This is a genomic window from endosymbiont DhMRE of Dentiscutata heterogama, from assembly GCF_002888635.2.
Lineage (GTDB): Bacteria > Bacillota_I > Bacilli_A > Mycoplasmatales > CGIF01 > CGIF01.
In genome coordinates, this window is the sequence record NZ_LN828718.1 from 339,263 (window position 1) to 362,651 (window position 23,389).

General features: G+C 33.6%; 30 protein-coding genes. 7 read left to right on the forward strand and 23 right to left on the reverse strand.

Annotated features, from left to right (window positions below; genetic code table 4):
- Positions 1-44 precede the first annotated feature (44 nt).
- The 3 genes from DHMRE_RS02115 (at position 45) to DHMRE_RS02125 (ending at position 2,158) form a co-directional block, all read left to right on the forward strand.
- Positions 45-230 (forward strand): type Z 30S ribosomal protein S14, encoded by a 186-nt coding sequence (locus DHMRE_RS02115; RefSeq protein ID WP_322632058.1) that lies wholly within the window; start codon positions 45-47, stop codon positions 228-230.
- 732 nt (positions 231-962) lie between these two features.
- A complete protein-coding gene (locus tag DHMRE_RS02120) occupies positions 963-1,655 on the forward strand; it encodes a hypothetical protein (protein WP_322632059.1) in 693 nt (230 codons plus the stop codon).
- A 20-nt stretch (positions 1,656-1,675) separates the two neighbouring features.
- Positions 1,676-2,158, forward strand: coding sequence for a hypothetical protein (locus DHMRE_RS02125; protein ID WP_322632060.1), 483 nt, complete (start codon positions 1,676-1,678; stop codon positions 2,156-2,158).
- 7 nt (positions 2,159-2,165) lie between these two features.
- Here DHMRE_RS02125 and DHMRE_RS02130 read toward each other — a convergent pair whose 3' ends face one another.
- The 10 genes from DHMRE_RS02130 to DHMRE_RS02175 form a co-directional block, all read right to left on the reverse strand.
- Positions 2,166-2,459: a hypothetical protein gene (locus DHMRE_RS02130; RefSeq protein ID WP_322632061.1), complete on the reverse strand. Its 294-nt coding sequence runs from the start codon at positions 2,457-2,459 to the stop codon at positions 2,166-2,168.
- Between the two features lie 165 nt (positions 2,460-2,624).
- Positions 2,625-2,876 (reverse strand): hypothetical protein, encoded by a 252-nt coding sequence (locus tag DHMRE_RS02135; protein WP_322632062.1) that lies wholly within the window; start codon positions 2,874-2,876, stop codon positions 2,625-2,627.
- A 61-nt stretch (positions 2,877-2,937) separates the two neighbouring features.
- The gene (locus DHMRE_RS02140) at positions 2,938-3,609 is read right to left on the reverse strand and encodes a hypothetical protein (RefSeq protein ID WP_322632063.1); all 672 of its coding nucleotides are present in this window, start codon (positions 3,607-3,609) and stop codon (positions 2,938-2,940) included.
- Positions 3,610-3,649: 40 nt separating this feature from the next.
- Complete coding sequence (locus tag DHMRE_RS02145; RefSeq protein ID WP_322632064.1) at positions 3,650-3,934, reverse strand: nucleotidyltransferase family protein; 285 nt, start codon at positions 3,932-3,934, stop codon at positions 3,650-3,652.
- On the reverse strand, positions 3,915-4,178 hold the full coding sequence (locus DHMRE_RS02150) for a nucleotidyltransferase substrate binding protein (protein ID WP_322632065.1): 264 nt from the start codon (positions 4,176-4,178) through the stop codon (positions 3,915-3,917). The genes DHMRE_RS02145 and DHMRE_RS02150 overlap by 20 nt, the downstream gene beginning before the upstream one ends.
- Positions 4,179-4,269: 91 nt before the next feature.
- Positions 4,270-5,373 (reverse strand): S16 family serine protease, encoded by a 1,104-nt coding sequence (locus DHMRE_RS02155; protein WP_322632066.1) that lies wholly within the window; start codon positions 5,371-5,373, stop codon positions 4,270-4,272.
- Positions 5,374-5,442: 69 nt separating this feature from the next.
- The gene (locus tag DHMRE_RS02160) at positions 5,443-5,820 is read right to left on the reverse strand and encodes a 50S ribosomal protein L19 (RefSeq protein ID WP_322632067.1); all 378 of its coding nucleotides are present in this window, start codon (positions 5,818-5,820) and stop codon (positions 5,443-5,445) included.
- A gap of 73 nt (positions 5,821-5,893) precedes the next feature.
- The gene (locus tag DHMRE_RS02165) at positions 5,894-6,955 is read right to left on the reverse strand and encodes a hypothetical protein (RefSeq protein WP_322632068.1); all 1,062 of its coding nucleotides are present in this window, start codon (positions 6,953-6,955) and stop codon (positions 5,894-5,896) included.
- Complete coding sequence (thrS, locus tag DHMRE_RS02170; RefSeq protein WP_322632069.1) at positions 6,948-8,234, reverse strand: threonine--tRNA ligase; 1,287 nt, start codon at positions 8,232-8,234, stop codon at positions 6,948-6,950. Before thrS ends, DHMRE_RS02165 begins: the two co-directional genes overlap by 8 nt.
- 142 nt (positions 8,235-8,376) lie before the next feature.
- On the reverse strand, positions 8,377-8,856 hold the full coding sequence (locus DHMRE_RS02175; protein WP_322632070.1) for a dihydrofolate reductase: 480 nt from the start codon (positions 8,854-8,856) through the stop codon (positions 8,377-8,379).
- A gap of 107 nt (positions 8,857-8,963) precedes the next feature.
- On the opposite strand from DHMRE_RS02175, the gene DHMRE_RS02180 reads away from it, so the two are divergent.
- The 4 genes from DHMRE_RS02180 (at position 8,964) to DHMRE_RS02195 (ending at position 13,070) form a co-directional block, all read left to right on the forward strand.
- Entirely contained in the window at positions 8,964-9,611 is a 648-nt protein-coding gene (locus tag DHMRE_RS02180) for a superoxide dismutase (RefSeq protein ID WP_322632071.1), read from the forward strand.
- A 331-nt stretch (positions 9,612-9,942) separates the two neighbouring features.
- Positions 9,943-10,134 carry a hypothetical protein gene (locus tag DHMRE_RS02185; RefSeq protein ID WP_322632072.1) on the forward strand — a complete coding sequence of 64 codons (192 nt, stop codon included), beginning with the start codon at positions 9,943-9,945 and terminating at the stop codon, positions 10,132-10,134.
- A 68-nt stretch (positions 10,135-10,202) separates the two neighbouring features.
- Positions 10,203-12,566, forward strand: a complete 2,364-nt coding sequence (locus DHMRE_RS02190; RefSeq protein ID WP_322632073.1) for a leucine-rich repeat-containing protein kinase family protein — start codon at positions 10,203-10,205, stop codon at positions 12,564-12,566.
- A gap of 9 nt (positions 12,567-12,575) precedes the next feature.
- A complete protein-coding gene (locus DHMRE_RS02195; protein ID WP_322632074.1) occupies positions 12,576-13,070 on the forward strand; it encodes a hypothetical protein in 495 nt (164 codons plus the stop codon).
- Positions 13,071-13,072: 2 nt separating this feature from the next.
- Here DHMRE_RS02195 and DHMRE_RS02200 read toward each other — a convergent pair whose 3' ends face one another.
- From DHMRE_RS02200 to DHMRE_RS02260, 13 genes are all read right to left on the reverse strand, one after another.
- Positions 13,073-18,838 carry an LPP leucine zipper domain-containing protein gene (locus tag DHMRE_RS02200; RefSeq protein ID WP_322632075.1) on the reverse strand — a complete coding sequence of 1,922 codons (5,766 nt, stop codon included), beginning with the start codon at positions 18,836-18,838 and terminating at the stop codon, positions 13,073-13,075.
- 33 nt (positions 18,839-18,871) lie between these two features.
- A complete protein-coding gene (locus DHMRE_RS02205; RefSeq protein WP_322632076.1) occupies positions 18,872-19,606 on the reverse strand; it encodes a hypothetical protein in 735 nt (244 codons plus the stop codon).
- 3 nt (positions 19,607-19,609) lie between these two features.
- Positions 19,610-19,948 carry a hypothetical protein gene (locus DHMRE_RS02210; protein ID WP_322632077.1) on the reverse strand — a complete coding sequence of 113 codons (339 nt, stop codon included), beginning with the start codon at positions 19,946-19,948 and terminating at the stop codon, positions 19,610-19,612.
- A gap of 15 nt (positions 19,949-19,963) precedes the next feature.
- A complete protein-coding gene (locus DHMRE_RS02215; RefSeq protein WP_322632078.1) occupies positions 19,964-20,215 on the reverse strand; it encodes a hypothetical protein in 252 nt (83 codons plus the stop codon).
- Positions 20,205-20,756, reverse strand: a complete 552-nt coding sequence (locus DHMRE_RS02220; RefSeq protein WP_322632079.1) for a hypothetical protein — start codon at positions 20,754-20,756, stop codon at positions 20,205-20,207. Before DHMRE_RS02220 ends, DHMRE_RS02215 begins: the two co-directional genes overlap by 11 nt.
- A gap of 89 nt (positions 20,757-20,845) precedes the next feature.
- Positions 20,846-21,055, reverse strand: coding sequence for a hypothetical protein (locus DHMRE_RS02225; RefSeq protein WP_322632080.1), 210 nt, complete (start codon positions 21,053-21,055; stop codon positions 20,846-20,848).
- Between the two features lie 3 nt (positions 21,056-21,058).
- Positions 21,059-21,427, reverse strand: a complete 369-nt coding sequence (locus DHMRE_RS02230) for a hypothetical protein (protein WP_322632081.1) — start codon at positions 21,425-21,427, stop codon at positions 21,059-21,061.
- Between the two features lie 3 nt (positions 21,428-21,430).
- Positions 21,431-21,925 carry a hypothetical protein gene (locus DHMRE_RS02235; protein WP_322632082.1) on the reverse strand — a complete coding sequence of 165 codons (495 nt, stop codon included), beginning with the start codon at positions 21,923-21,925 and terminating at the stop codon, positions 21,431-21,433.
- A 184-nt stretch (positions 21,926-22,109) separates the two neighbouring features.
- The gene (locus DHMRE_RS02240) at positions 22,110-22,241 is read right to left on the reverse strand and encodes a hypothetical protein (RefSeq protein WP_322632083.1); all 132 of its coding nucleotides are present in this window, start codon (positions 22,239-22,241) and stop codon (positions 22,110-22,112) included.
- A 259-nt stretch (positions 22,242-22,500) separates the two neighbouring features.
- Entirely contained in the window at positions 22,501-22,716 is a 216-nt protein-coding gene (locus DHMRE_RS02245; RefSeq protein ID WP_322632084.1) for a hypothetical protein, read from the reverse strand.
- Position 22,717: 1 nt separating this feature from the next.
- Positions 22,718-22,945 carry a hypothetical protein gene (locus DHMRE_RS02250; RefSeq protein WP_322632085.1) on the reverse strand — a complete coding sequence of 76 codons (228 nt, stop codon included), beginning with the start codon at positions 22,943-22,945 and terminating at the stop codon, positions 22,718-22,720.
- Positions 22,893-23,183 carry a hypothetical protein gene (locus tag DHMRE_RS02255; protein ID WP_322632086.1) on the reverse strand — a complete coding sequence of 97 codons (291 nt, stop codon included), beginning with the start codon at positions 23,181-23,183 and terminating at the stop codon, positions 22,893-22,895. Before DHMRE_RS02255 ends, DHMRE_RS02250 begins: the two co-directional genes overlap by 53 nt.
- 21 nt (positions 23,184-23,204) lie before the next feature.
- On the reverse strand, positions 23,205-23,387 hold the full coding sequence (locus tag DHMRE_RS02260; protein ID WP_322632087.1) for a hypothetical protein: 183 nt from the start codon (positions 23,385-23,387) through the stop codon (positions 23,205-23,207).
- Positions 23,388-23,389 lie beyond the last annotated feature (2 nt).

Below are 23,389 nucleotides of genomic sequence, written 5' to 3' on the forward strand. Positions count from 1 at the left end.
TCTGTAATGAAAAACAAAAACTTTAAAATAATTAAATATAAGTAATGACAACTAAAGCCTTAATGGTTAAAAGCCAAAAGATTCCCAAATATTCAACCCGAAAGTATACAAGGTGCCTGGTCTGCGGTCGTTCTAGATCAGTTTTTAGTGATTATAAACTTTGTCGTATCCATTTTCGCGAATGGGTTTACGAAGGTCGGCTCCCAGGTTGGAGAAAGGCTTCGTGGTAAAATTTATCCAGCCCAGCAAGAAGACTCCTATCTTCAAATTCTTACCATAAAGAATTAAGCAGAGGGCGAAAGATGATTGGTTCACCAATTCTCTTCTTAAAGACAAAATTTCTAATTTTGTTCTTCTTAATCTAGTTATCTATACAAGAAACGAAAAGTATATGAATTCAATTAGAGATTGTGCTTCAAAGTTAAAATACGATAATTATTAGAAACTCAAATAGAATATAGACTAAAATGAATAAAGAAGAAATTATCAATTGAATAAATGACGATTTTTCGTTAACTATTGACGATGTAAAAAGGTTTATTAATGTTGGAGAAGCCCAAACAATAGAGTTAACATTCGCCTAATTTTCACAAATATTCCCCGATATTTTTCAAGCCATCAAAAATTATCTCAATAATCACCCAGAGGATTTTTTATTAGGTCACGAAGTTCATGAGAATACTTCAGCAGGAGATGAAGGGGTAAGGTCATGATGAAGCCCCTATATTGATAGATTTGATCCGCGAAGTTCCGGAGGCAACTTTGGAGCAACTACCAGGAGAATAGGAAACAGGAACGGAAATTTCATTCATCCTAATTCTCTTACTGAGGAACAGTATGAAGAACTAAAAAATTTAATTCCTACTGCTTGTAAAATCAGGGGTTGTAGTAACAATTATGTCAAAAAATATGTTCCTATTGACGGTCGCTATCAAACGGATGAAGATGTGAGATTAGGAGAAATGTTTGACCAAAAATATGATGTAAGGTGAAATACAACAGTAGTAGATGGTATTTGTAACTATCACAGAACATTTGGCACTAATCAACCACCTCCTCAGGGAAATGGAAACCAAAATAATAACAACAATGACTATGACGAGGAAGAAATAATTGATTACAACATTAAACTAATAGAATTAAAAAGCAAATTGGAAGAAGAAAATGACGAAATTGTCTCCCAAGGTGCGGAAAAACATGCCATTTTAATGTCCTTAGGAAAGGACAAAGAAAGAGAAATTAGGGAAAAATTAGCCATAATTAATGATGAAAACCAACCAACTTTAAATCTTGGGGAGAAATTAGAAAATCCAGCCCGCCACGCGGATAACCAACAAATAGAGGCCAGAAATAAGACTCAGATAGATAATTACCGAAATTGACTAACTGCCAAAAAAGCCGCCCTAGCAAAATTGGAGACCATAATTAATCAAACTAATCAGCCCAAACCAACTGGAGAAACTCCTCAGCCTGAACAACCCAGACCTAACTCCCCAGTAGATAAGCCAGAGAACCCTACTGTAGAAAATAACAAAGAATCTCAGGAAAATATTGAGGAACTGTCTCATCTTCCTTTGGACGAAGCCAAAATTAAAGCCAAAAAGGAAATCGAAACTCTCTATTTGACCGCCACGGAGTTCAAGCCTCCCAACTAGATACCAGGCTGTGAGAAAGTGTGGAAAACTGAGAAAGATATCTGGAAAACCTAACCGACAATGAAAAAATACAAAAATTTGTTAAGAGAATCAAAATCGCCATTATTCAGCAGAATAATAAAAATAACCAAAGAGTTGCTAATCTTCCCTTGGATGAGGCTAAACAAGCAACTCAAAATGAAATCCAGGAATTACTACAAAAACACCAGATAGAACTCAGTCGCTTAGACAAAAGCTCGTGAGGAAACGAAGAAAGTTGACAGGAATATTTGGCAAAATTGACCGATAGCCAAGAAATCGCAAATTTTGCTCGCAAAATGCGGGAAGCGATTATGCGACAAAGCCTATTACAAGAGAAAAATGATAATAAAAGCGTCTCTAATAAACCTGCTAGTTCTCCTTGGCCCATTATTCTTGTTTTATTCTTGCTGCTAATTGTTGTCGGGATGGGGGTAGTCTTAATAGTTAGCAGGAGGAGACTAAAAAGGGGGAAAGTTAATTAAGCCGGGGCTATTTCTTAAACAATACCGAACCGTTGTCCGTAATTAGAGAATTTTTCTTTTGGTCTTGTTGGCTAATTCGGGATTGGGAAAAACCTTTTTTTAATTTTTCTAAATCTCGCAAAGTTAAATAGCCGACATTAATTCTTTTCAGAGGCTTAGCTTTTTTTCCTACTTTAACTTTTTGGAAGTCGGTCAATAATTTTTCTAAATGCTTAAAAACGTCTAAATAATTTTGTAATTCCTCCTCTTTTATCTCTAATTGAACCTTTTGGGCTAATTTCTGTAATTCTTTTTTTTGCATTGGAATTTCTAATAATTTTATTTTCTTAATCTTTGCTTGCCGGATTAATTTTCTATTAACAGTATTTTCATATCTTTGTCTAATTGAAAAGGATAATCTTTGATTGTTGCTTTCTTAAATATTAGGTTTATTTTTGGCTTTCGGCAAAAATTATGTTTGTTTTTGCTAATCTTTTCTTTTTTTCAACAAGAGAATAAAACACAATAAAGAAATAACCACTGCTACAATCCCCAAACCAATCGCCCATTTTAAGCCATTATTATTTTTTGCTTGTTGGGGATTTGTGGGCCGGCTACCACGTAATTTATCTAATTCTCTATCTTTTTCAGCCAGTAGTTGGCGATTAACCTCTAATTCTTTTTCTTTAATTTTTCGTTCATCTTCGTTAAATTGTTGATTAGATAATTTTTGCTCCAATTCTTCAATTTTGGTTTGAAGTTGGCCTTTTTCAGCTTCTAATTTATTTATTAAACTATCATTAGCGGGTCGGCGAGAGTTGGGGATTGTAGGAGAATGGTTGGGATCGTCTCTCTCTCTCTCTCTCTCTCTCTGCTTGCTCTAATTTTTTTTGGGCGGCTTCGACCCGGCCACATAAATCTTCCACTAAAAAGAAATATTCTTCCACCATCTCCCCTTCTGCTTTTTCGTCGGTATTAGATCCTATTATTTCCTTCCCCTTATTCACAAAAAAAACTACCTCTACGACAAATTCACGGTCCTCATCACTCAGATAAGGGATAACTTTTACTCTTTGTTCGTCGTCTTTTCATAACTTAAACAATTTTTTTCACCTCTCTTTTAAGGAAGGTAAATCCATCGGCTGGTTTGGTTTATAATAACCTCCCACTTCGGCGTGTTCCTTTAGCCGGTTTTTTAAATTGTCTAGCCACTGTCGCAATGTTAAACCACCGGTGTCAGAATAGACTTTGTTTTGGACCCCAGTAGTTCAATTTTCCACCATCTTTAAAAAAGAAGCAACCGCAAAAGTGTTTCCCGCTTCAACTGCAACCTGTATAAGGGCTCGCGTTTCTATTAGTTGTTCTTTTTCAGTTTCCGAAATTTGTGATGAGAACACCACAATGAAATTAGCCATTTTTTTGCTAAAATCTTGACTTCAATTTTCGAATTCTTGTTTGGTAATTTTTGACATACATTAATATTTATTATATTTATTTTAGATATTAACTTATTTATTTGACTAATGGCACCAAATCCAACTTAATCAATTTTTGAAATTCTGGGCTCATTCATTTCCAAGCCACTAATTCCACTTTAAAAGGCAAATCAGATTCTTCAAAATCTTCTTGGATATGGCTGAGAATATTCCAAGGTATTTCTTCATAAAAGCAAAGGTCTAAATCCGAATATTTTTTGGCTTGGTTTTTAACTCGGGAGCCGTAAGCATAAAATTTATAAGGATATCGGGATAGTATTGAATGAATAATTTCTCAATGTTTAGTTTCTATTTGTAGCATATTTAGGGGCTTCTTTTTCTATCTGGTTTAACAAATAATCTAAATTTTTTAAAAATTCTTTGGCAGTATTGGAAAATAGATCATTTAGAATTTCCGGTTGATAAGCATGTACTGTAATATTCCTTTTTTGGATATAAGTAAATCAGACTTCGTCGTCTTCCAGCAACTTTAAACGAGCCGCTTCACGAAAAACGTCCCGAGCCGCACCCACTTCCACTCCTCTAAATTCCAAAATTTTTTTCATTATAGTTTAATTTTTTATTTTCCTATTGTCCTCGGCAAAGAAATCGGTCCTATTAAATAACTTTTTTTTCTAGTTGACAAATTTTTTTCGATTAAGATAATTTTCCCGTCAAAAATAATTCCCCTAACTCGTGGGTATTTTCTGCAAAGTGAGTCGTCATTTTGGCTTTTATTTCAGGGGCGACTACATTTTGATAATCTTCGGCCAATACTCATTTTTCTGGTTCTATTATTTTCTGACCGCTGCCTGTATATGCCCCTCTTCATTTTGCTTCGTAGTATTCTAGCAAAAGATTAGGCGAAGACTGATAAAATGAAAGCACCAAGTGATTAATTCCTTTTTCATTGCTAGCCTTCATTTTCTCCCTTAAACCTTTAATTGGCAAATTAGTTCCTTTATCCAAAGTAATTTCCTGGCCGTTAATTTTTCCTTTGATGGCTTCTTCAGCGATGGCCCCGGTGGCGACTACTTGGGCGGAAATAGGTTTTTTGGTTAAGGCGCTTAATACTGCCAAATAAAGAGCGCTGCCCGCCGATTTTCCACCAATTTTTCCCCAGGCAATTTCTCTTTCTTTTCTAAACCGGTCCGCTCCCAGACTATTCAGAATAAATATTTCGTATTGGGCGAGATTAATATTTTGTTCGCCAACCAAATCAACTATCATTTTAGTATATTTTAAGTTTTCTTTGGCGCTGTCGGGTTGCATAGGCAAATCGTGTTTTTGATTTCTATCAACTTCTACTTTCGGCCCGCCGTCAACGATTTTTTGAGCCATAACAACAACATTATGGGTCAAACCTACCCAAAGATTTTCTTCCGTCTTATCTTCCTCTCATCAATTTAAAGTAACTGCTAAGCAGTTCATTACTCCCACTCTCTTTTCAGCCTTTAAATCAGGAATATCCCAGTCAGTCAATTTTCACTCTCATAATTGAATGATGTCATACCAATGATAACCTTTTTTTCATAATTTAACTATGTAATCACGGGGAATTAGTCGTCATTTTTCTAATTCCTCTTTATCAGCCCTCATACCACTATAATCTGGAGAAATTTCACTCAAACTCTTTTCATTATAAGGACAATCATCTTGCTCCTCGGGATAAACGGGAGGGGAAATGGGAGGAGTTTTGATTGGTTGTCTATCCTTATTCTCTGCGGGCGAAGAAGTATTTTTAATTAAAAAAACGACCATTACCAGGCCAATTATCCCACTAATTAAACCAACTAACCAAACCCCGTTTTTTTTTTTTTTTTTTTGCTATTATTCATTATCTTTCTTTTTGGCTAATTCTCTTTCTAAAAAATATAACTTAGCACGGCGAACTTTTTGATTAATTTTGCCGATTTTTTTAATGCTTACTATGAAAGGAGAATGATAAGAAAAAACGCTTCGGACAGCCAACTTATCGCTCCCTTTGCTATCCTTCAATACGGAAAAAGTATAACCGATTTGCCCCGGATTTTTTTGAGCGATTACGGTGCCTTTGAAATGGGTCAGACGATATTTTGGCTTTTCGTCTTTTGAACTTTTTTCATTTTTATTAAAATTTTTAGTAGTAATTTCCACTTTATCGCCGATTTGTAAAGTAGGCAAGTCAGTACGAAAGTATTGTTTGGTTATATCAAAAATAGTATCCATAATATATTAATTTTTACGCAATTAAAATTTTCCGTCTCATCTTTTTATTATTACTTTAACATCGCACTATTCTTTAAGTTTTTTTTTTTGTTTCCTTGGAGGTTCAACGTTTAGACTTCGCTTTCTTTTTCCCTTTTGACACATAAATTATAATTCCTAATATCAAAAGAAAAATCAGTGAAATTACTACTATTTTTGAGACAAGTGAGGAATTGTTGGGTGTAGTTGGCGAGTTTGACCTAGAAGGAGGAGAAAGTTTTCCTTCTAAGTGCGATTTTTCTATAATTAATTCCGCCAATTTTCCGCCCGCTCCTAGTTTACACCAAGCATAATTGTTTTTACCACCATTAGCCGTTTTATCACTTTCAAATGCCTCTAAATCCTGAATTATTTTTTTCAGTAATTTTAAGGCAAGTTGATTTATGTTTTCTCCTTCTTCTGCTTCTTTATCAGTTCATTTTTTCTCTAATAGTTCCTTTAATTCCTTAATCGCCACTTGGGCTTCGGGACTATTGTCGTCAGGAATAACCTCGCTTTCGGGAAACAAATCATAATTAGAAATTTTTGTCACAACTTTTTCAAAAATTTTCTTGCCTTCCTCGGCATTACCATTAGGATTAATTTGTCTTTCCTCAGTTTCTCCGTTTTCTATTTTCTCATATTGCTCCTTGACTGCAGAAATAGTTTCACCTCACGCTTTTTCTCGCTCCTCTTTACTCATTTTGGAAATATTTTCATCTGATTTTCTCGATAATTGTTGGGAAAAATTCTGGCCGCGACCTTCTAAAACTTCGTGAAAGTGATAAAGAAGGAGCCCTAAATCGGCCGGACAATTGTCAACATCAATTTTAACCGCTGCTATTCATTGAAAAAATTTGGTCTTTAATTCTTCTCTATCAAAAAACTTATTTTCACGAAATCCTAACATTACTTTGAGGGCTTTTAATACTACTAAAAAATGATGCCTTACTTGGCTTGCATCCATATCACCAATATCGGATCGGGTGATAGAAATAGTATGGATTTGCCTTCTCCATTCTCAATCAGAAAAATAGCCAGCTTTTTCAATATGTTTTTCTAACCATTCTATAGCATCCACAAGAGTAGAATGGATTAATTCATTGTTGTTATTCATAGTTATTTTCTTTCTTTGATTTGTTAAAAGTAATTAGAAATTCAAACAATTCTTTTTCGGTTAATTCTTCTACTTTTCCTCCTTCATAAGTATGCATTAATTTTATTTTTGTCTCTTGGTTAGGATTTTTTTTGACTTCTACTTCCTCCTGACCTATTACTAAATAGTAAGGAATTTTTTTTTGATACATTTGCCGAACTCGGTCTTTTAATTTTTTTTTGGTGAATATTTTTACTCGTAAACCGGATTGTTTTAATTTTCCGACCAATTCTTCACAATAATCTTTAATTTCTTTTTCTTCATTAAAAGGCAAAATAGCCACTTGACAGGGTGCCAATCAAAAAGGTAATTTGCCGTCAGTTTGCTCTAATAGTAAAGCAATAAATCTTTGATAAGAGCCAATGGGCGACTGGTGAATAATGGCTGGAATTTTTAAATTTTGTTCAGAATCGATATAATTTAAGCCGAATTTTTGGGGTAGAATGAAATCTAACTGGATAGTGGAAATAGTAATATTTTTGCCGTCCGCGGCCGTGATTTCCAAGTCTAATTTTGGACCATAAAAAGCCGCTTCACCTCGGAGAATAACGTAATTTAATTTTAACTCATTCAAAGCATTAATTAGAATGTCTTCGGAATATTTTCATAACTCTTTATCCGAGTGATATTTTTCGGAATTGTTGGGGTCATGGAGAGCGCAAACAAGGCGTGAAATAGGAAAATTGAAGGCCGATAAAACCTCGGCTATGTAAAGATAATTTTTTTTTAACTCTTCTTTCAATTGTTCGGGGGAAACAAAAATATGATGGTCAGTTAATTCAAATCAGCGGGGTCTTTCTAAACCTTTCAGTGCCCCCGATGCCTCATAACGAAAAAGGAGAGAATTTTCACATAGACGGAATGGTAAGTCTCGGTAAGAACGAGGCTTTTGCTGGTAAATTAGACAGTGATGAGGGCAAGTCATCGGTCGTAAATAAAAAGTCTCATTATTGCGACTGATTTCTGGAAACATATATTCTTGATAGTGGTCCAAATGCCCGCTGGTTTTGTATAAGTATTCACTTCCTAAAATGGGGGTAATTACTTCTTGAAAACCGAATTCTCGTTGTTTTTTTCGCAAAAAATCAGATATTTGCTGGCGAATAATTACTCAATTAGGCAACAAAATTGGCAAGCCTTGCCCGGCTTGTTCGTCAAGGATATATAAATCTAATTCTTTAGCAATCGTTCGGTGATCTTGTTTTTTTTCGACGGAAAAAGTACTACTGTCTTTATTCATTATAAAAAATATTTTAACCGATAATTCTAAATCCCAGAGTAAAATAATTAAATTTCAAAGAAAATAAAAACAAATGGAACAGGTGATATACTTACTTTTGCGATACGCCCAGATAAATTAAGTTGCGAGGAGTGAATAATTATTAACATCTCTTATAAATACAAGCCGTAAAATCCAAAAATTCTCTTTTTTTAATCAACTCCCCCTTATTTCAATCGTCAAAAGGAAAATAAACATTGCCTTCATAATTCCCCTTTATCAGCGACACATAATAATAATCCGCCACCGCATAAGTTTGCTGGTAGATTTCACGACCGCCAATTACAAAAATGTGTTTGGTGGGGTCTTTCTGATAAGGTGCTAAAACCTCTTGTAAATTGCTGGTGAATATTAAGTTTTTTGCTTGTCAATTTTGATATTTTTCAAGATTCCGAGTAATTACTATATTATGACGATTTTTTAAGGGTTTGCCAATACTGGCAAAAGTTTTTGCTCCCATTAAAATTGTCTGACCCGCAGTAATTTGTGAAAAATATTTTAGTTCAGCCGGAATTTGTCAAGGCAATTTGTTGTCTTTGCCAATGAGGTTGTTGCGTTCCATGGCTCAAATTAGATTTATCATTATTATTTTTTTTGAAATTTTGACAGAGTCATTTTTATGAAATTTTAGATTATTTACTACTGACAAATAATTAATCCATGCAAAAATTATAATAATAGAAAAAAGTTATGAACAATTATCAAAGAATTAAATTGCCCTACGAACTTAATGAACTAGAATGAGTAATTTCTTTCAAAACCATGTATTATCATTACAATATTCTCCACAAAAATTACGAAGTCAAACTTTTGGAAACACTGCGGGGAACCGAAATCATGGAACAATTTCCTACTTTGGAAAACTTGATGGAAAATTTGGCTCAATTGCCGGAGGAAATAAAAGACGATGTACGTTTTTTTGGGGGTGGATTAATTAATCATAATTTTTTTTTCGCTCACCTGACTAAATTTAAACCCGAGCAAAAGGAACGTGAAAGGACAGAAAAAATAAGCCCCGATTTGCTAAATCTTATTCAAGAAAAGTTTGGCAGTTTAGAAAAATTAAAAAAAGAATTAGTAAAAAGTGCCTTAAAAGTGCGTGGGAGTGGTTGAACTTGGTTGGTGCTGAATAAGAAAGGAGAATTAAAAATTATTAATACTACTAATCAGGATGGGCCTTGGTCTTTACATTTACGACCGCTAATTGCTATTGATGTTTGAGAACACGCTTATTATTTGGATTATGGGGCTAATCGCAAAGAGTATGTGGAAAAATTGCTTGAGCTTCTTTTGAATTGAGAATATATTAGTCAGAGTTATCAGAGTTATATTTCGTAATCTAATAGTAAAAAAAATGCTTTTGCTGATGCCATACCTGACGGCAATTTCCGAGAAATGAGCAATAGTGACATAGAAAATGAAACAAAGATAATAGTAAAATAAACAGAAGTTTTTTGGAAAAATTACTTAATAATCAGTTATTAATCTCCGATAATAGAACAATCAAAGATTATTCATTTAAGAATGAAATAATGCGAACACTATTCATTTCTCAACATCTAATTCAACAATCACTTCTAACTTTCCCTACCACACTTTTTATCTATATTTAAAATTTTATATAATGTTTTCTGAATAGTAATCTTTATAAAATTATAATATATATGACATGGTATCACTCCCTAATTATCAGCAGAGAGAGAGAGAGAGAGAGAGAGAAAGCAAATTAGTCTCTAATTCTCGCACAAATAATTCAAAAGGGGGATATTTTGGTTCTATAATCAGGCAATTTTATCTTTTTAATAAATATTCAGGGGAGGGGAATATTTTTGCTTTTTTAGGTTCAGTAGATTCAGGATAACTAACTCATTAGAGTTAAAAAATATGAGAAAATTTTGAAGAATATAATAAAGAAAAGTAATATTAAATATGGTAAACGCACAAGAATGACTACAAAATAATTATCCTGATAAGGAAACTGTAACTAAAATTAAAAGAGGACATTTTTCTGAAATACTCGAAGGCGAACTAATTATCGAAAATTTTCCTAATTTACAAGAAATAGATGTTAGTTCTTTTCGTAAAGGAAAGTTAACTAAACTAAAAATATTTAATTGCCCACAACTCCGAAAACTAAACTGTGAAAATAATCAGTTAGAGGAATTAGACATTGATGGGGTTAGTAAGAAACAATTACAAAAAGTTAAAAGAGACAAAACTAATGCCCAAGAATGATTGGATAAAGAATATCCTAAAAAACAAAGAAGCGAAGTAACAGAAATCTACCTCACCGAACCCAGTTTAGAGGGAGAATTAGATTTAGGAAGTTTTGGTCGTGTATATTTGAGTACATATTTAAAGTTGTATATTTATCCTCAGGTGGATGAAACCAAAATAGTTTTTAAAAATTTGCCTGAAAAGATCATGATTATTCCAATAAATGCTCAAAGATATATTAATTATCATTATCCTTCCAAACAAATTAGATACAAAGCAGAAAAGTTAGATATTAATTATAGAAGGCTGGAAGGAAATTTAGATCTCTCTGATTTTGCTAATTTAAGAGAGTTAGATTTTCGAGGTAATAAATTGACTTCTCTAAATGTAAACAATTGCTTGCATTTAGAAAAAATTGAATGTTATAATAACCAACTTACTAATTTAGATGTAAACAATTGCTCTTATTTAACTAGACTTAGTTGTAATGATAATTCATTAACTAATATAACTCTCCCCACGGAACCCACTAACTTAGAATATTTAGATTTAAGCAATAATAACTTCCCAGCGCAAGACTTGTCTTTTTTAGTCCCTTATGCTAATTTAAAAGAACTTTATTTAGGAAATTATGATAGAGATGAAATCAAGCAAAATATTTACAACCATTGAACCGGTTCCTTAGATTATTTAAGTGGAATGAAAAAATTATGAGAACTTGATATCAGCAATACTGACCTTAATGAAGTAAATATTGATAAATTGCCTCAGAGTTTAAGGAGAATTGATTTTTCTATTGAAAAAAGACTAAGTTGTAAATTAGTTGAAATTATTTCTCAACTAAAAATACATGGTCATGGCAAATGTCAGAAGTGTCAACAATGAAATACCAGCCAGAGTTGGTGTCAACCTTGTGCTGATAAAGAATGGAAAAAAATAGAAGGTCAAGAATTAGTAGAGAAATTTATTCAGCAACAGCCAGGAATAGAGTGAATTCCCTATGAAGAATTTACTAATATTGAATACTTAGCCGAAGGAGGGTTTAGTAAGATATATACGGCCAACTGGGGAGTAGATGAACGACTTGATAACAGAATTGTTGTTCTCAAATCCCTCAATAATTCTCAAAATATTGGTTGGGATTTTTTACAAGAAATCATTAACACTAAAGTGGTTAAAAGTAGTGGTGTTGTATGTTATGGTCTTTCTCAAGACCCAGCAACTAAAAACTATTTGATTATAAACAAGTATATGGAAGGAGGTAATTTAAGGCAATATTTACAAAGTGAAAATGATAAGTTAAGTTTGGAAAATAAATTTCGAAGACTATGATTTATTGCTATGGGATTAAATAAGATCCATCAACAAAATCTAATTCATCGGGACTTTCACAGTGGAAATATATTAAATAATCAACGGAGTAGTTATATCACTGACCTTGGTCTCAGTAGATTGGTTAGTTCTCAAAACCGAGAAGGACAAATATTTGGAGTTTTGCCCTATGTGGCTCCTGAAACGTTACAGGGCGAAGTTTATACTCAAAAATCGGATATCTACTCGTTTGGGATAATTGCCTACGAATTATTCGCTAACTCTTACCCTTACCCCGACTTAAATGAATTGGATTTACAATTAAAAGTCTGTCAAGGATATCGGCCTAACATGGATAAGTTAAAAGTACCTCAATTGTTAAAGAGTTTAATTGCAAGGTGTTGAAGTGCTAATCCAGAACAGAGACCTAACGCTGAAGAATTAGAGAGAATTATTAATAATTGAAGAGAGGGGGTTTGCGGATATGCGGGAGAAACCCAATTCTCTCAACAATACCAAGAAATAGAAAAAGAATACAACACTTTTTCTCAAACAACTCCCTACCAAATCCATCCTACTGCCATTACTACTAGCAGATTAATAAATACCAAAGAAATTACTCAGAAATTACAACAGAAAAAAATTGAGGAATACCACACAGGAACTACTGAAGAATTAAGTCTTGACAAATTTGATGAATTAACCATTCAAAAGGCTCAAACTGAGGAACAAACTTCTACTCAAACCCAAATCCCTCCTAAATAATAATGACTTATGTCCGACCTCCAAACCTTACAAAAATACGATAATTGAAAAAAATCCAAAAGCCACCGAAAAACCTGGATAGCCCTATTAGCCAATTTAATCGGCTTACCCCTGGCCCTCCTACTAACCTGAGGAATTTTACAAGTCGGAGTAGGAAGTGCCTGAATGCTTATGAAAACCTCTTTTGCCAGTAAAGAAAAGATAGTTGAATATATCCCGAAAATTGAAGAAGTAGACAGCAAGTTAAAAAGTTCCGTGCTAAGTAAACCGATGAATTGACTTTCTAAAAAACACGAAGAAGAAATCAAAGCCAATACTCATGATTTAGGAATAATAACTATCAGCCCCACCCTAGAAAGTTCCGTAAAAAAATATGCGGGAATACTGGCTGGTGTTTGATTCTTAACGGTATTGGTATTCTGAATAATTTTAGCCTGATTATCTTACTGGATAATTGGCAAATTTGTGTGAAAAGAACCAAAATTAGTTGAAGAAGAAATTTAATTCTATTCCAACAACCCCACTTCATCCAACTCCCTAATTTTTTGTCGTCATCCTTCTTCGGTATAGAAATCAGGATAACGATTAGCCAACTTCACTACATTTTTGACATCCTCCATAGTCATTGGTCGGTCATTAACCAACTTATTTTTTAAGTCTTCTACACCTACTAACTTAATTTTTATCTCGGGATATTTTTTAAATAATTCTTTCACCGTCACCATTCTAACATAGCCCCCACGGCTTTTCGAAACTTGAAAATTTTCCTCCACTGGTTTTCCATTTAATAAAGTGCCAAATTTTACTTCATCATAACCTAAGGCATAATTGGATAATTCTTCTCAGGCTTTATCCTGTAATTTGCTGACTTCAAATTCTTTAATTCGAGCATGTTTTCTCTTTTCATCCTCAATTTTGTCTTTTTCTTTTTTTTGTTCGGCTACTTTTTCTTCTTCTTTTAGGCGGTTTAATTCTTCTTCGGCTTTCTTTTTCTCGGCATCTAGTTTATTTTTAGCCTCTTGCAATTCTTTTTCGTTGTTTTGTTTTAGTTTCTTTAATTCATCTTCCCAACGCTGTTTTTGGTCTTGGAGATTTCTTTCATTTTCTCTTCTCTCATTTTCCAAGGCTATTTCTCGTTCTTGCTGTTGTTTCAATATTTTTTGTCTTTCTTTTTCATCATCCGTGGCAATTTTAGCCAACTTCTCCTGGGTTTCTTTTTCCAAGAGTTCTTTTTGCTTCTCTAATTGTTCCTTAGCAAACTGATTTTGCTTTTCCAGGTTTTCAATATCTTTTCTTTTTTTCTCCTCGGCTAACTCGGCTTCTTTTTGCTGATTATTAAAGGCTTCTTGCCGGGCTTGCTGTTGTTCTTCAATAATTTTCTGCTGATTAGCCAAGTGGGCTTCGGTTTCTTCCCGTAAGGCTTTTTCTCTTGCTTCTTTCATCTCTTGCCGTTTTTTTTCTTCTAATTCGGCTAATTCTTTTTCTTTTTGCCGTCTTTCTTCTTGTTCTTTCAATTTGCGGTCTTTTTCACTTAAATTAGCCTGCCGACGAGCAAGTTCAGCCTCTTCCAATTTTTTGCGGGTTTCTTCCCTTTCTAATTTTTTTCTCAGTCTTTCCTCCTCTTCTTGGTTGAGATTAGCAAATAAGTCGCCATAGCGGGAAGTAGAAGGTTTTGGTTCTTGGTTTTCTTTACTTTCCTTATTTTCTTCCTGTTCCTCTAATTCCTCTTCACTGTCATAAAAAACTTCTCGGGGCTGATAACCCGCTAAGGCTTGATTTATCTTCTCATTTATTAGTTCTTCAAGATTTAAATCCTTAAATATTTCTCGTTCTTTTGGGTTTTGGCTGGAAGCATATTTTTCTAAAATGGTCTTATTGATGGTTATTTGGACTTCTGTTAGAGAATTTAAATATTCTTGATAATATTCTTTTAATCAATCATTTTCCTGTAAAAATTGTTCCCAAGCACTAATCGGAATAAGGGCTTTTTGGTTAATTTGTCCTCAGGTTTTTATTAAATTATTAAGTTTAATATTATTGTTGGGATATTTAGTTAAAAGAGTTGATAATTCGGTGTATTGTTGATGGGAAGGCAGTGTGTCATTAGATAAAGTTTTAATTACTTTCCTTACGGCTTCTTTTTCGGTTCCTTGGCTATTATCTTTTCAAGTATCTAAAATGGTTAAAATTTGGGTTTGATATTCTTCTATGGCTAATTGGTTCTGCTCGGATAGTTCTTGACTTTGTCAAGTTAAAGAAGTAAAATTTTCTACGGCAAAAATTAATATTTCTCAGAAGTGGTAGCGGGGAATAGTTTTTAATCCGCAAGTTAATAATATATCCTTTTGTCAACCTTTCAAGGCTCCAATTTTTACATACTCTTCCAAAGTTAAATTAAACTGGGTTTCGTCCTGATTTCCGTATCACTCTAATAAAGAAGTAATTATGGATCGCTTATTGGCTAATATTTCTTCGGCTCGTAATTGTTTTACTTGGGCCTCCCGTTCTTTTCTTAATATTTTTTGTTCTCCTTGTAAAAATTTTGTTTTTAAAGGCAAATAAGGACTTTTTACTTCACCAAAATCTAAATTAGGATTAGGGATTATTTCTTCATTTACCAAAAAGGATAAATGACTAGGTTTTAATTCTAAGGAATGTAATATTGACAAACTATCCTCGGAATATTTATCTTCACGAGTTAAAGGGGCTAGGGCTTGGAGAATATTTTTTTGCTGTTCGTTTAAAGGAAAGATGCGAAAAGTATCAGGGTGTAAATTAATTAATTGCTCTTTTTGTTCGTCAGTCAGTATCACTCTGCTCAAACCCGCTTTTAGTAATGGTTGTTTTTGGTTTTCTTCAATTACTCACTCGGAGGCATTGAAAAATCTTACTCCCACTTGTTCTAATGCTTGCTGTTGCTCTTTGGTTAAATCTAATTCATTAATAAACATTCGGAGAATATTTTCTTTTTCTTTGAGAGTTAAACCAAAATTAGCTTTTTCTTGGTAGAGAGTGTGATTTAATTCGACAAATTGTTCTTTTTTATTGAAAGTATTAATGCCTAAACTGTTAAGTCCGGAATTAACTAGTTTTAATTTTAGGCCTTGGCTGAAATTAGGGAAATTTTCGATTATTTGCTCTCTTTCATTAATAGATAAATATTGGGCTTGGGAAGCCAGAAGAGCAAATTTTTTGACAGTTAAATATAATTGACTAATAATTTCTAATTCTTCTTCACTAGGGACCGGCAATTTATCTAACTTATTCAAAAGTAAAGGACTGATGGTTTGGTTTTCGTTATCTTCTAACTCTTGGCTGAGTAATTTATCGGCTTTTTCCATTTCTTTTAAAAGGAGGGATTTTTCTTTAAACTCTGGATATCTTTCATAGATTTTATTTCAAGTCATTGGTGAATCACCTAGACCTTCCCGGGCTGCTTTTAATTTTTCTTCAAGTTCCGTGGCCTTTTGTAAATTTTCGGCCTTTTTTTGGATTTCTAATTCTTTTTGGCGGACTTCTTCTTTGGACTGGATAGCTGTTTTTAAATCCTCTAATTGTTGAACTTTTAATTCTCCTGAATTAGAGAAAATGTTGTATTCATCTATTATTGATGGCTGACTACTTTGTTGAATAGTTTTCCATTCCTCTGCGGTGATATTGTTTTCTTGACAGATTTTTTCAGTTTCTTGCTGATAAAAAATTTCTATTTTTGCTTGTTCTTGCTGTTTCTGATATAAAGTATAGCCGTAAATACCCGCAATGGCTAAATTAAAACCAATTACAGACGGCCATTTGTATTTTTCCTGTTCGGGGGCAGAATATGCCAAGACATTCCCCATCACATAACCGATTATTAAGAGATATTTATTTCATAATTCGGCATATTCTTTTAAAGTATCGCGGTAATAGTAAGCAATTGCTAATAAGATATTAAGAACAATCAGGCCAGTTAAGCCATTTTTCTTATAAACAATATACTCTAATAAGAAAATAATCAAAAAGAGCATTCATTTTGTCATCTGCTTTTGTGAAGCCGCAACAGTTTGCTCCATTTCTTTTAATTGTTGAGTTAATTCTTCCAGTTTTTTGTCCGTCTCATGTTCTTTTAACTCTTTTTCTTCTTCTTCCTTTTCGGGTTGTTCTCGGAGGACTTGTTTAGATAAGCCTTGAATTTGACTTCATTGCTGCCGAACTTCTTCTTGCTGTTGTTCTTGAATTTCCTCTTGCTTTTTTTCTAAGGTTTCTTCGAAATCTTGTCGATTTTCCAAACTGGCTAATTGTTCTTGGGTTTCTTGAAATTCCTGTTGAGCCTGTTTAGTTTCTTGATGAGTTTCTTCTAATTTTTGCTGATTTTGTTTACTGGGTTGATTTTGGGCTTTTTGCTGGGCTTTTTTTACTTCCTGCTGTTTTCTTTCTAGTTTCTTTTTAGCGGATTTTAGTTTAGTTTCGGTTTCAGTGATTTTTAAAGAAGTAGCCGCGGAGGGTTTGGGAGGAGGTGGAGTAGAAAGTTGGTTTTCTATTTCAGTTAATTCTTGATTAATTTCTTGCTGGATAGTTTTTAATCTCTCCAAAGCCTCTTTTTCTAACTCGGTAAATTGTTCTAAAAAAGAATTATCAGATTGGTTGGTCTCTTCTGGCTCGTTCGGCTGTTGTTGATTGGATTGAGTTTGTTCAGGTTTTCTTTTCTCAGGGTCAGTTAACGGAGCATTTTCATTATCTCCTAATAATCTAGTATCCCAACCTCATTCCCTTAATTGTTCAGGTGTGTATTTCTTGGCTCAACTACAATCAGGTTTTAAAGGAAATCCCTCCGGACGGGGCATGTCTTTTTCGGTGCCTTCTTTAATGCCGACTTTTCATTCTCTTTCGCTAAATTCCAAAGGGATTATTTTTTTGGTTTCACGAATAAAGTTTAAAGTGGCTAACAGTTTGGTTTCTTCGGCTTTTAGTTGGAGGGATTTTTGAATTTTATTTATTTTGGCTTGTTGAGCTGAGAAATCCATTAAAGATTGAGACTTAATATAATTATCTAATCGTTCATTAGCCAGTTGGGCTTCTTTTTTGGCTTTTTCAGTTTCTTCTTTATTTTTTTTAATTTGTTCTTGAAGTTGTTCAGTAGTTTGCCGAATACTTTTTACTTCGTCAGTAAGTTTATCAACTTTTTTATTAGTGTCTTTGGCAATATTAAGAGTTTCAGTAGTTCGGTCATCTAATTTTTGGGACAATTTATCCATTCTCTCGTGAACCTCCTCGTGAATTTCTTCCATTTGGTTAGCCACGAAGTCTAGTTTGTGTTTTTGGAAGTGAAGAAAGTCATTAGTTTCTTGTAAGTCTTCTATTATCTGTTGTTGTTCTATACGAGATTTCTTTTGTTCGTATTTAATGCTGGATAATTCTTCTTCCTGTTCTTCCAAGGCTTCCCTAGTATCTTTGATTTTAGCATCAAAAATTTTAGTTTGGGTTTCAAAGTTTTCTTGGCTTTCTTGGAGGTCATTTTGATATTTAGCCTCTTGGAGTTTTATTTTAGATTGGAATTCGGCTTGGGTGTTTTCTAATTCGGCCTGAGTTTCGGCAAGTTTTTGATTGGTTTGGAATTGATATTTATTAAAATTGTCCGCTAATTCATCTTTTTCTTGTTGGAGATTATTGATTTTGGTGTTGGCAACATTTATTTTGTCTTTTACTTCTCTTATTTCGGCTTCCCTTTGGCGTTTTTCTTCTTCGATTTTGCGTTTGTTTTCTAAGATTTTCTTTTCCTGCTTCTCAAATCTTTCATTAACTTCATTTTTAAAATCTTCTAATTCTTGCCTTAACTCATTTTGTGCTCTGGTTAAATTTTCCGTGACTTCTTGTAAAGCCTGTTCTAATTGCTGTTTTTGTTTTTGTAAGGCTTTTTTGGTCTCTTCGGCTTGGCGTTTTTGTTCTCCTTGGAGAGTAGCAATTTTCGCGTCTTGGGCTTTGATTTCTTGGTCGAACTTTTCCCCTTGTTGTTTTAAGGCTCCTTCTAATTCCGATTTAACTCCTTCAATTTGACCTTGGAGGGCTTTGCCTTGACTTTCAATTTGGGCTTTGGCTCCGGCTAAACCATTTTTTAAGTCTCCAATATCACTTGCTAAATCGCCAAAATCAATTCCTCCCCCCGCTTGTAAGTCTTTTCAGGCTCCGACACCTCTTTTTGCCATTTTTACTCCTTTTTTAAGAGCTTTACCGGCAACTGGTATCATATCCAGTCCTGTTTCTAATGCTCCTCAAAAAAAATCACTTCATCCCATAGTTATTTGATATTATTTAGAGTCTTGCGACTATTATTTTTTTTCATGTTTCTTTTGCTTTTTTTTTCTGCTAAAAATAGGTTGAACTTCATTACTTTTTGTCTCAACTTCCGGGCATTCATCTACTTTTGCTCTCTCTCTCTCTCTCTCTCTCTCTGCTACTTGTTTTAACGATTCATATAATCCATTAAAATCAACTTTTTCCTCCTCATCGACCTGGGGATTAAAGAGAAGATTAATTTTCTGCAATTGCCTTAGTTGTTTCTCATTTTGACTTTTTAAATCACCCATCTTTTGCCATCATTCGTTCCTTTCTAGTTGTCAGTTTTCAAACGACAAAAATTTGTTTTTAAGTTGTTTCGATTTTTCCTCCAAAGACTTTTTCTCCTCTTTTCATTTCTCCTTTTCTTGTTCGAATTGTTGCTGTTGCTGGGCTAATTTACCCTTCAACATCCCCAAATTCCACTTTTTATTAATATCAATTCCTTCGCTTGTGGCCCACTGAGCCACTTCTTCCCATTGCTGAACTAAGAGATTAATTTGTTGATCTGATAAATCCGTTTGTGTCCCGCTCTCTGACTTATTATTTAACTTGTCAATATCCTCGACTACCCTTTTCTGATAAAGCCCTTGATAATGCGACACTTGTCTTTTTAAATCTTTGATTAAATCACCATAACTCCGCTTATCAATTGAGGGATGATTTTGCTGATAATAGAGATAGATTACTAAAATTATTAAGGATAAAATTATTATTTCTTTGGTCATGTTTTAATTATCATTATATTCTTTTAATTTCTCTAATTCTTCCCTTACTTCTTTTTCTGTTCTGTCGTATTCTGCCCTTCGACTTAAATCGTCCTTCTCTATTTTCTCTCTAAGCAACGAAAAATATTTTTCAAAGACCTGGTTTGGGTAAGGAAAATTAGAAATTCCAGCACCAGAATTTCCTGGCTTTACATCTTCCTGATTATATTGCGTGGCTTGCTCGGTAGTTGGCCGAGAATCAGTTTGGGTGGATCGTGAAACTTGATCCGGTGACTGTGACATCTGATAATAACAATAAATCAGTAAGATTATTAAACCGATTATGATAATTTCTTTTGTCATAAATGAAAATATTTTCTAACTCCCACTAATTATCCACAACACAATCAATAAACCAACCCCAATCCAAAATAGTCCTCTATGAAAAGTAGGTCGTTGCTGATAATAATCTACGGGTTTATAAGCGGTTTCTTTGGCTTTATTCCCGTAAGTATGAACCTGTTGCGAGACAAAGTTTTCCAATTCCAGAGTTTTCTTTTCAATGGGTTGCTTAACCCAATTTTCGTATTTTTCAGTCATTCATTCTTTAACAGCTGATTTAATTCCCATAATTGTTATTATATTTGGCATTTTTATTTAGTAATCAGATAGATAAAAAGTAGAGGCCAACCATTAAAATAATGGGTCCATAGTCAATTCATCAGTTAGGAGTAGGAGTAATATTTTCCTCTTTATTTTCCGCATTTATCAATTTTATTTCTAATCGGGCTTTTTCACTCTGACTTTGGCCTAATTTTTGTTCTAATTCTAATTTTTTGCGGTTAATGGTTTTGAGTTTAGTTTCCAACCTTTCAATTTCTTTTACTCCGTAATTGACATTGCTTTCTAATTCGGCTTTTAATGTTTGCTTTTTCTCCAAATAATCACCAAAATCTTTGAGTTTGCTAATCCTCAACTCTAAAATTTGGTCTTCTAATTGGGTGATTTTTTGTTTTAGTTCCTCGGCATTTTCTTCCGGAGCATCTACAAAGATTTCCTCGCTTTCTTGGCTAGGCAAATCATTCAAACTTTTACTTCTTTTTAAATGAGAAGGCTTCACACCTGGCTTAACTTTCTCTTTCAATTCTTTTTGTAATTGGTCTTTTGTCATAATATTAAGAACGAGGTCATTGCGTCAATTGACATCATCAGCACAGATTAGAGTTTAAAAAGGGTTTTCTTTTTTGGCAAAGTAAACATTTATTCATTTTTATTTTTTAACTGTTCTACTTCTTTTTTCAAATCATCAATCTGTTTTTGCTCTTTACCATTCTTTTTCTCTAATTTAGCCGTGCGAACACCAAGTTTCAAGTTATAACCAAAAAACATGGCTAATAAGGCTAAAATTACTCCAAAGGCTCCGGCAATCACATAAAGGGCTTGGCGGGCTAATTCACAGCAATCGGTCATTATTTATTTCAATTCTTTCGCACAACCCACAATATCCGCTTTCACATACCTTCCTAAATTTTCTCCCATGTTCTTATAATCTCGGGCTAATTCGTGAATTAATTTATGCTTATACTGGGCTTTGGCTTGGGCTATTTTTTGTTTACTACATTTGCATTTATGAGTTAACTCAGTAATTTTTACTCGATCATTTTTGGGCGAGGATACTTGCTCTATTAAGCAATCATAATAAGCACAGGTGCTTTGTTTAGAAACAGGAGTGCGGGGTTTAAGGAGTTTAGGAGATTTATTTTTTTTACTTTTGGGAGCAGTTTTAGTCTTCGACTTAACTACTACCGGTAGTTTAGTTATATTTTTTTCTATATTGGGCATAATTTAAAATAATTTCTGTAAATATTCTTCTTTATGAACGGCAAAATTCTTTAATTCTCCAATTAAACTTTTCACGACCAAGAATAGATATTCATAAGCAATTTCCTCACTTACTTTTTCTACTTTTGGCAAGTCAGGTCCGTAATCATTTTCATAATCCACGCAAAGAATGCGGTAATCGGCATCATTATTGGGACTAAATATTTTCTTATCCCGACAATTAGCAAGAGGGAGTTTGCGGTTCAAAATATCGGCTAATAAGTAATGAGTTTTCTCATCAGCTTGCTTTCAGAAAGTTAAATTTTTATCACCGTCATAAATTTTAGGATTTTTTTTAGTTTTGATAATTCTCATAGTTTTTTTAGTTAAATTACTCCGGACTAAATAGCGATTGCCGTTAGCGGCACAATCTGGACAATAGTCAAAATTTTTGTAAGTAGTAAAATTTCCTAGGCATCGTTGGCAAACTTTAGCCCGAGTTTTTCTTTTTTTATTCACGTTTTAGGTAATTAGTATAAACATAAGCCAGAACTAAGCCGCTTACGATACCAATGGCTAAATAAGTATATTTGGATTCTGTTAATTTCATATTGTTATATATTCGAATAGAATAATTTGTAAACAAATTATCCATTTCATATTTTTATTAAATTGATTATTCTGTTTCCTTACCGAGCCAAAACTAGGATACAGTTCTAACATTAAACGGCAATAGCGTTAACGAGGTATTTATCAAAGTCTCAATAGTTTGTTGAACGAGAATACCACACAAGACGGCTAAAGCCGAAGTAATTAAAAAAGGGATGATTGACATATTTTAAAAATATTCTTGGAATCTCCGAAATTGCCCGGCTCCGGTCTGTATCCAATGACGGATATAAAAACCACCGACCATACAAATCGAAAATCAGATAATTCATTTAGTTTTAGACATATTTATTTGTTGTCGTCTAAGGAAATGGATCGGCGAGCGGTAGCCAGGTCATAAACATAAAGTCCTAAGTAGCCCACCAATATTCCAATTGCGATATATTTTAAATTCTTCATATTTTATTAGTTTTTGTCTACGACAATTATTCAGTTCAAAAATAAGCAATAGCCAATAATAGGAAAATTCCACAGCCAATTGCTAACATGGCTTTTTGATAATTTAAACTTTTTTGGATGAACTCTCCCGCAAGATTTTTATACTCTGTGCTTTTATTTTCCACCAAGTCTTTGAGGCGTTCATCGTAGAAATTATTTAAGGCTCCTTTGAAATCAGGGAGATAATCTTTCCAAGCGTGCATATTAGTCTAAATTCTCTTGGTTTCTTATATAATGATAAACCAATAATCCCGCCACTACTGTTCCTACTAAAACATAGGTGATTATTTGCGTAGTCTCAGAATTATCCGGTTTAATCAATTCTAAACTATTATTCAATTGGTCTACGACAAGAGAGTAATTAAAATTACTCCTTTCTTTAACTGTGCTGGTTAACTGGGTTAGTTGTGGCGGCAGAATTATTTTTATCATAATTTAAGGATTCCGTTTTGGCTTGTCGGGCGTAAAATTTTTGCACTTGATCCATTACTGGGCCAGACGCAGAATTATTTTTAACTTTACGCTCCTTAAATTTTCAGTAAGTTTGGCCTTTTTTATCAGTGCGAGTTAAACCTAATAATCTTTGATTATCCGTGCTGATAATAAAACTATTAGGATATTTAGGGTCTTGGTTGGCCCACATGAGAATAATTTTTGAGCGGTCAGTCATAATTTTATATTCTATACTAGGTTAATAAGAGGATGCTTCTGATTTATTTTGTTCCTCTTTTTTTCTAAACAATTTTCCGGTTAACGATTGGATTACTCCCATTCGATAAAGAGCATAACCAGCGAACAAGCCAATAGTGAACATGGCTAATTTTCCGGTGGCTCAGGCATAAAGCGTATTTTGATTTTCTTTTTCTGGATTCATAT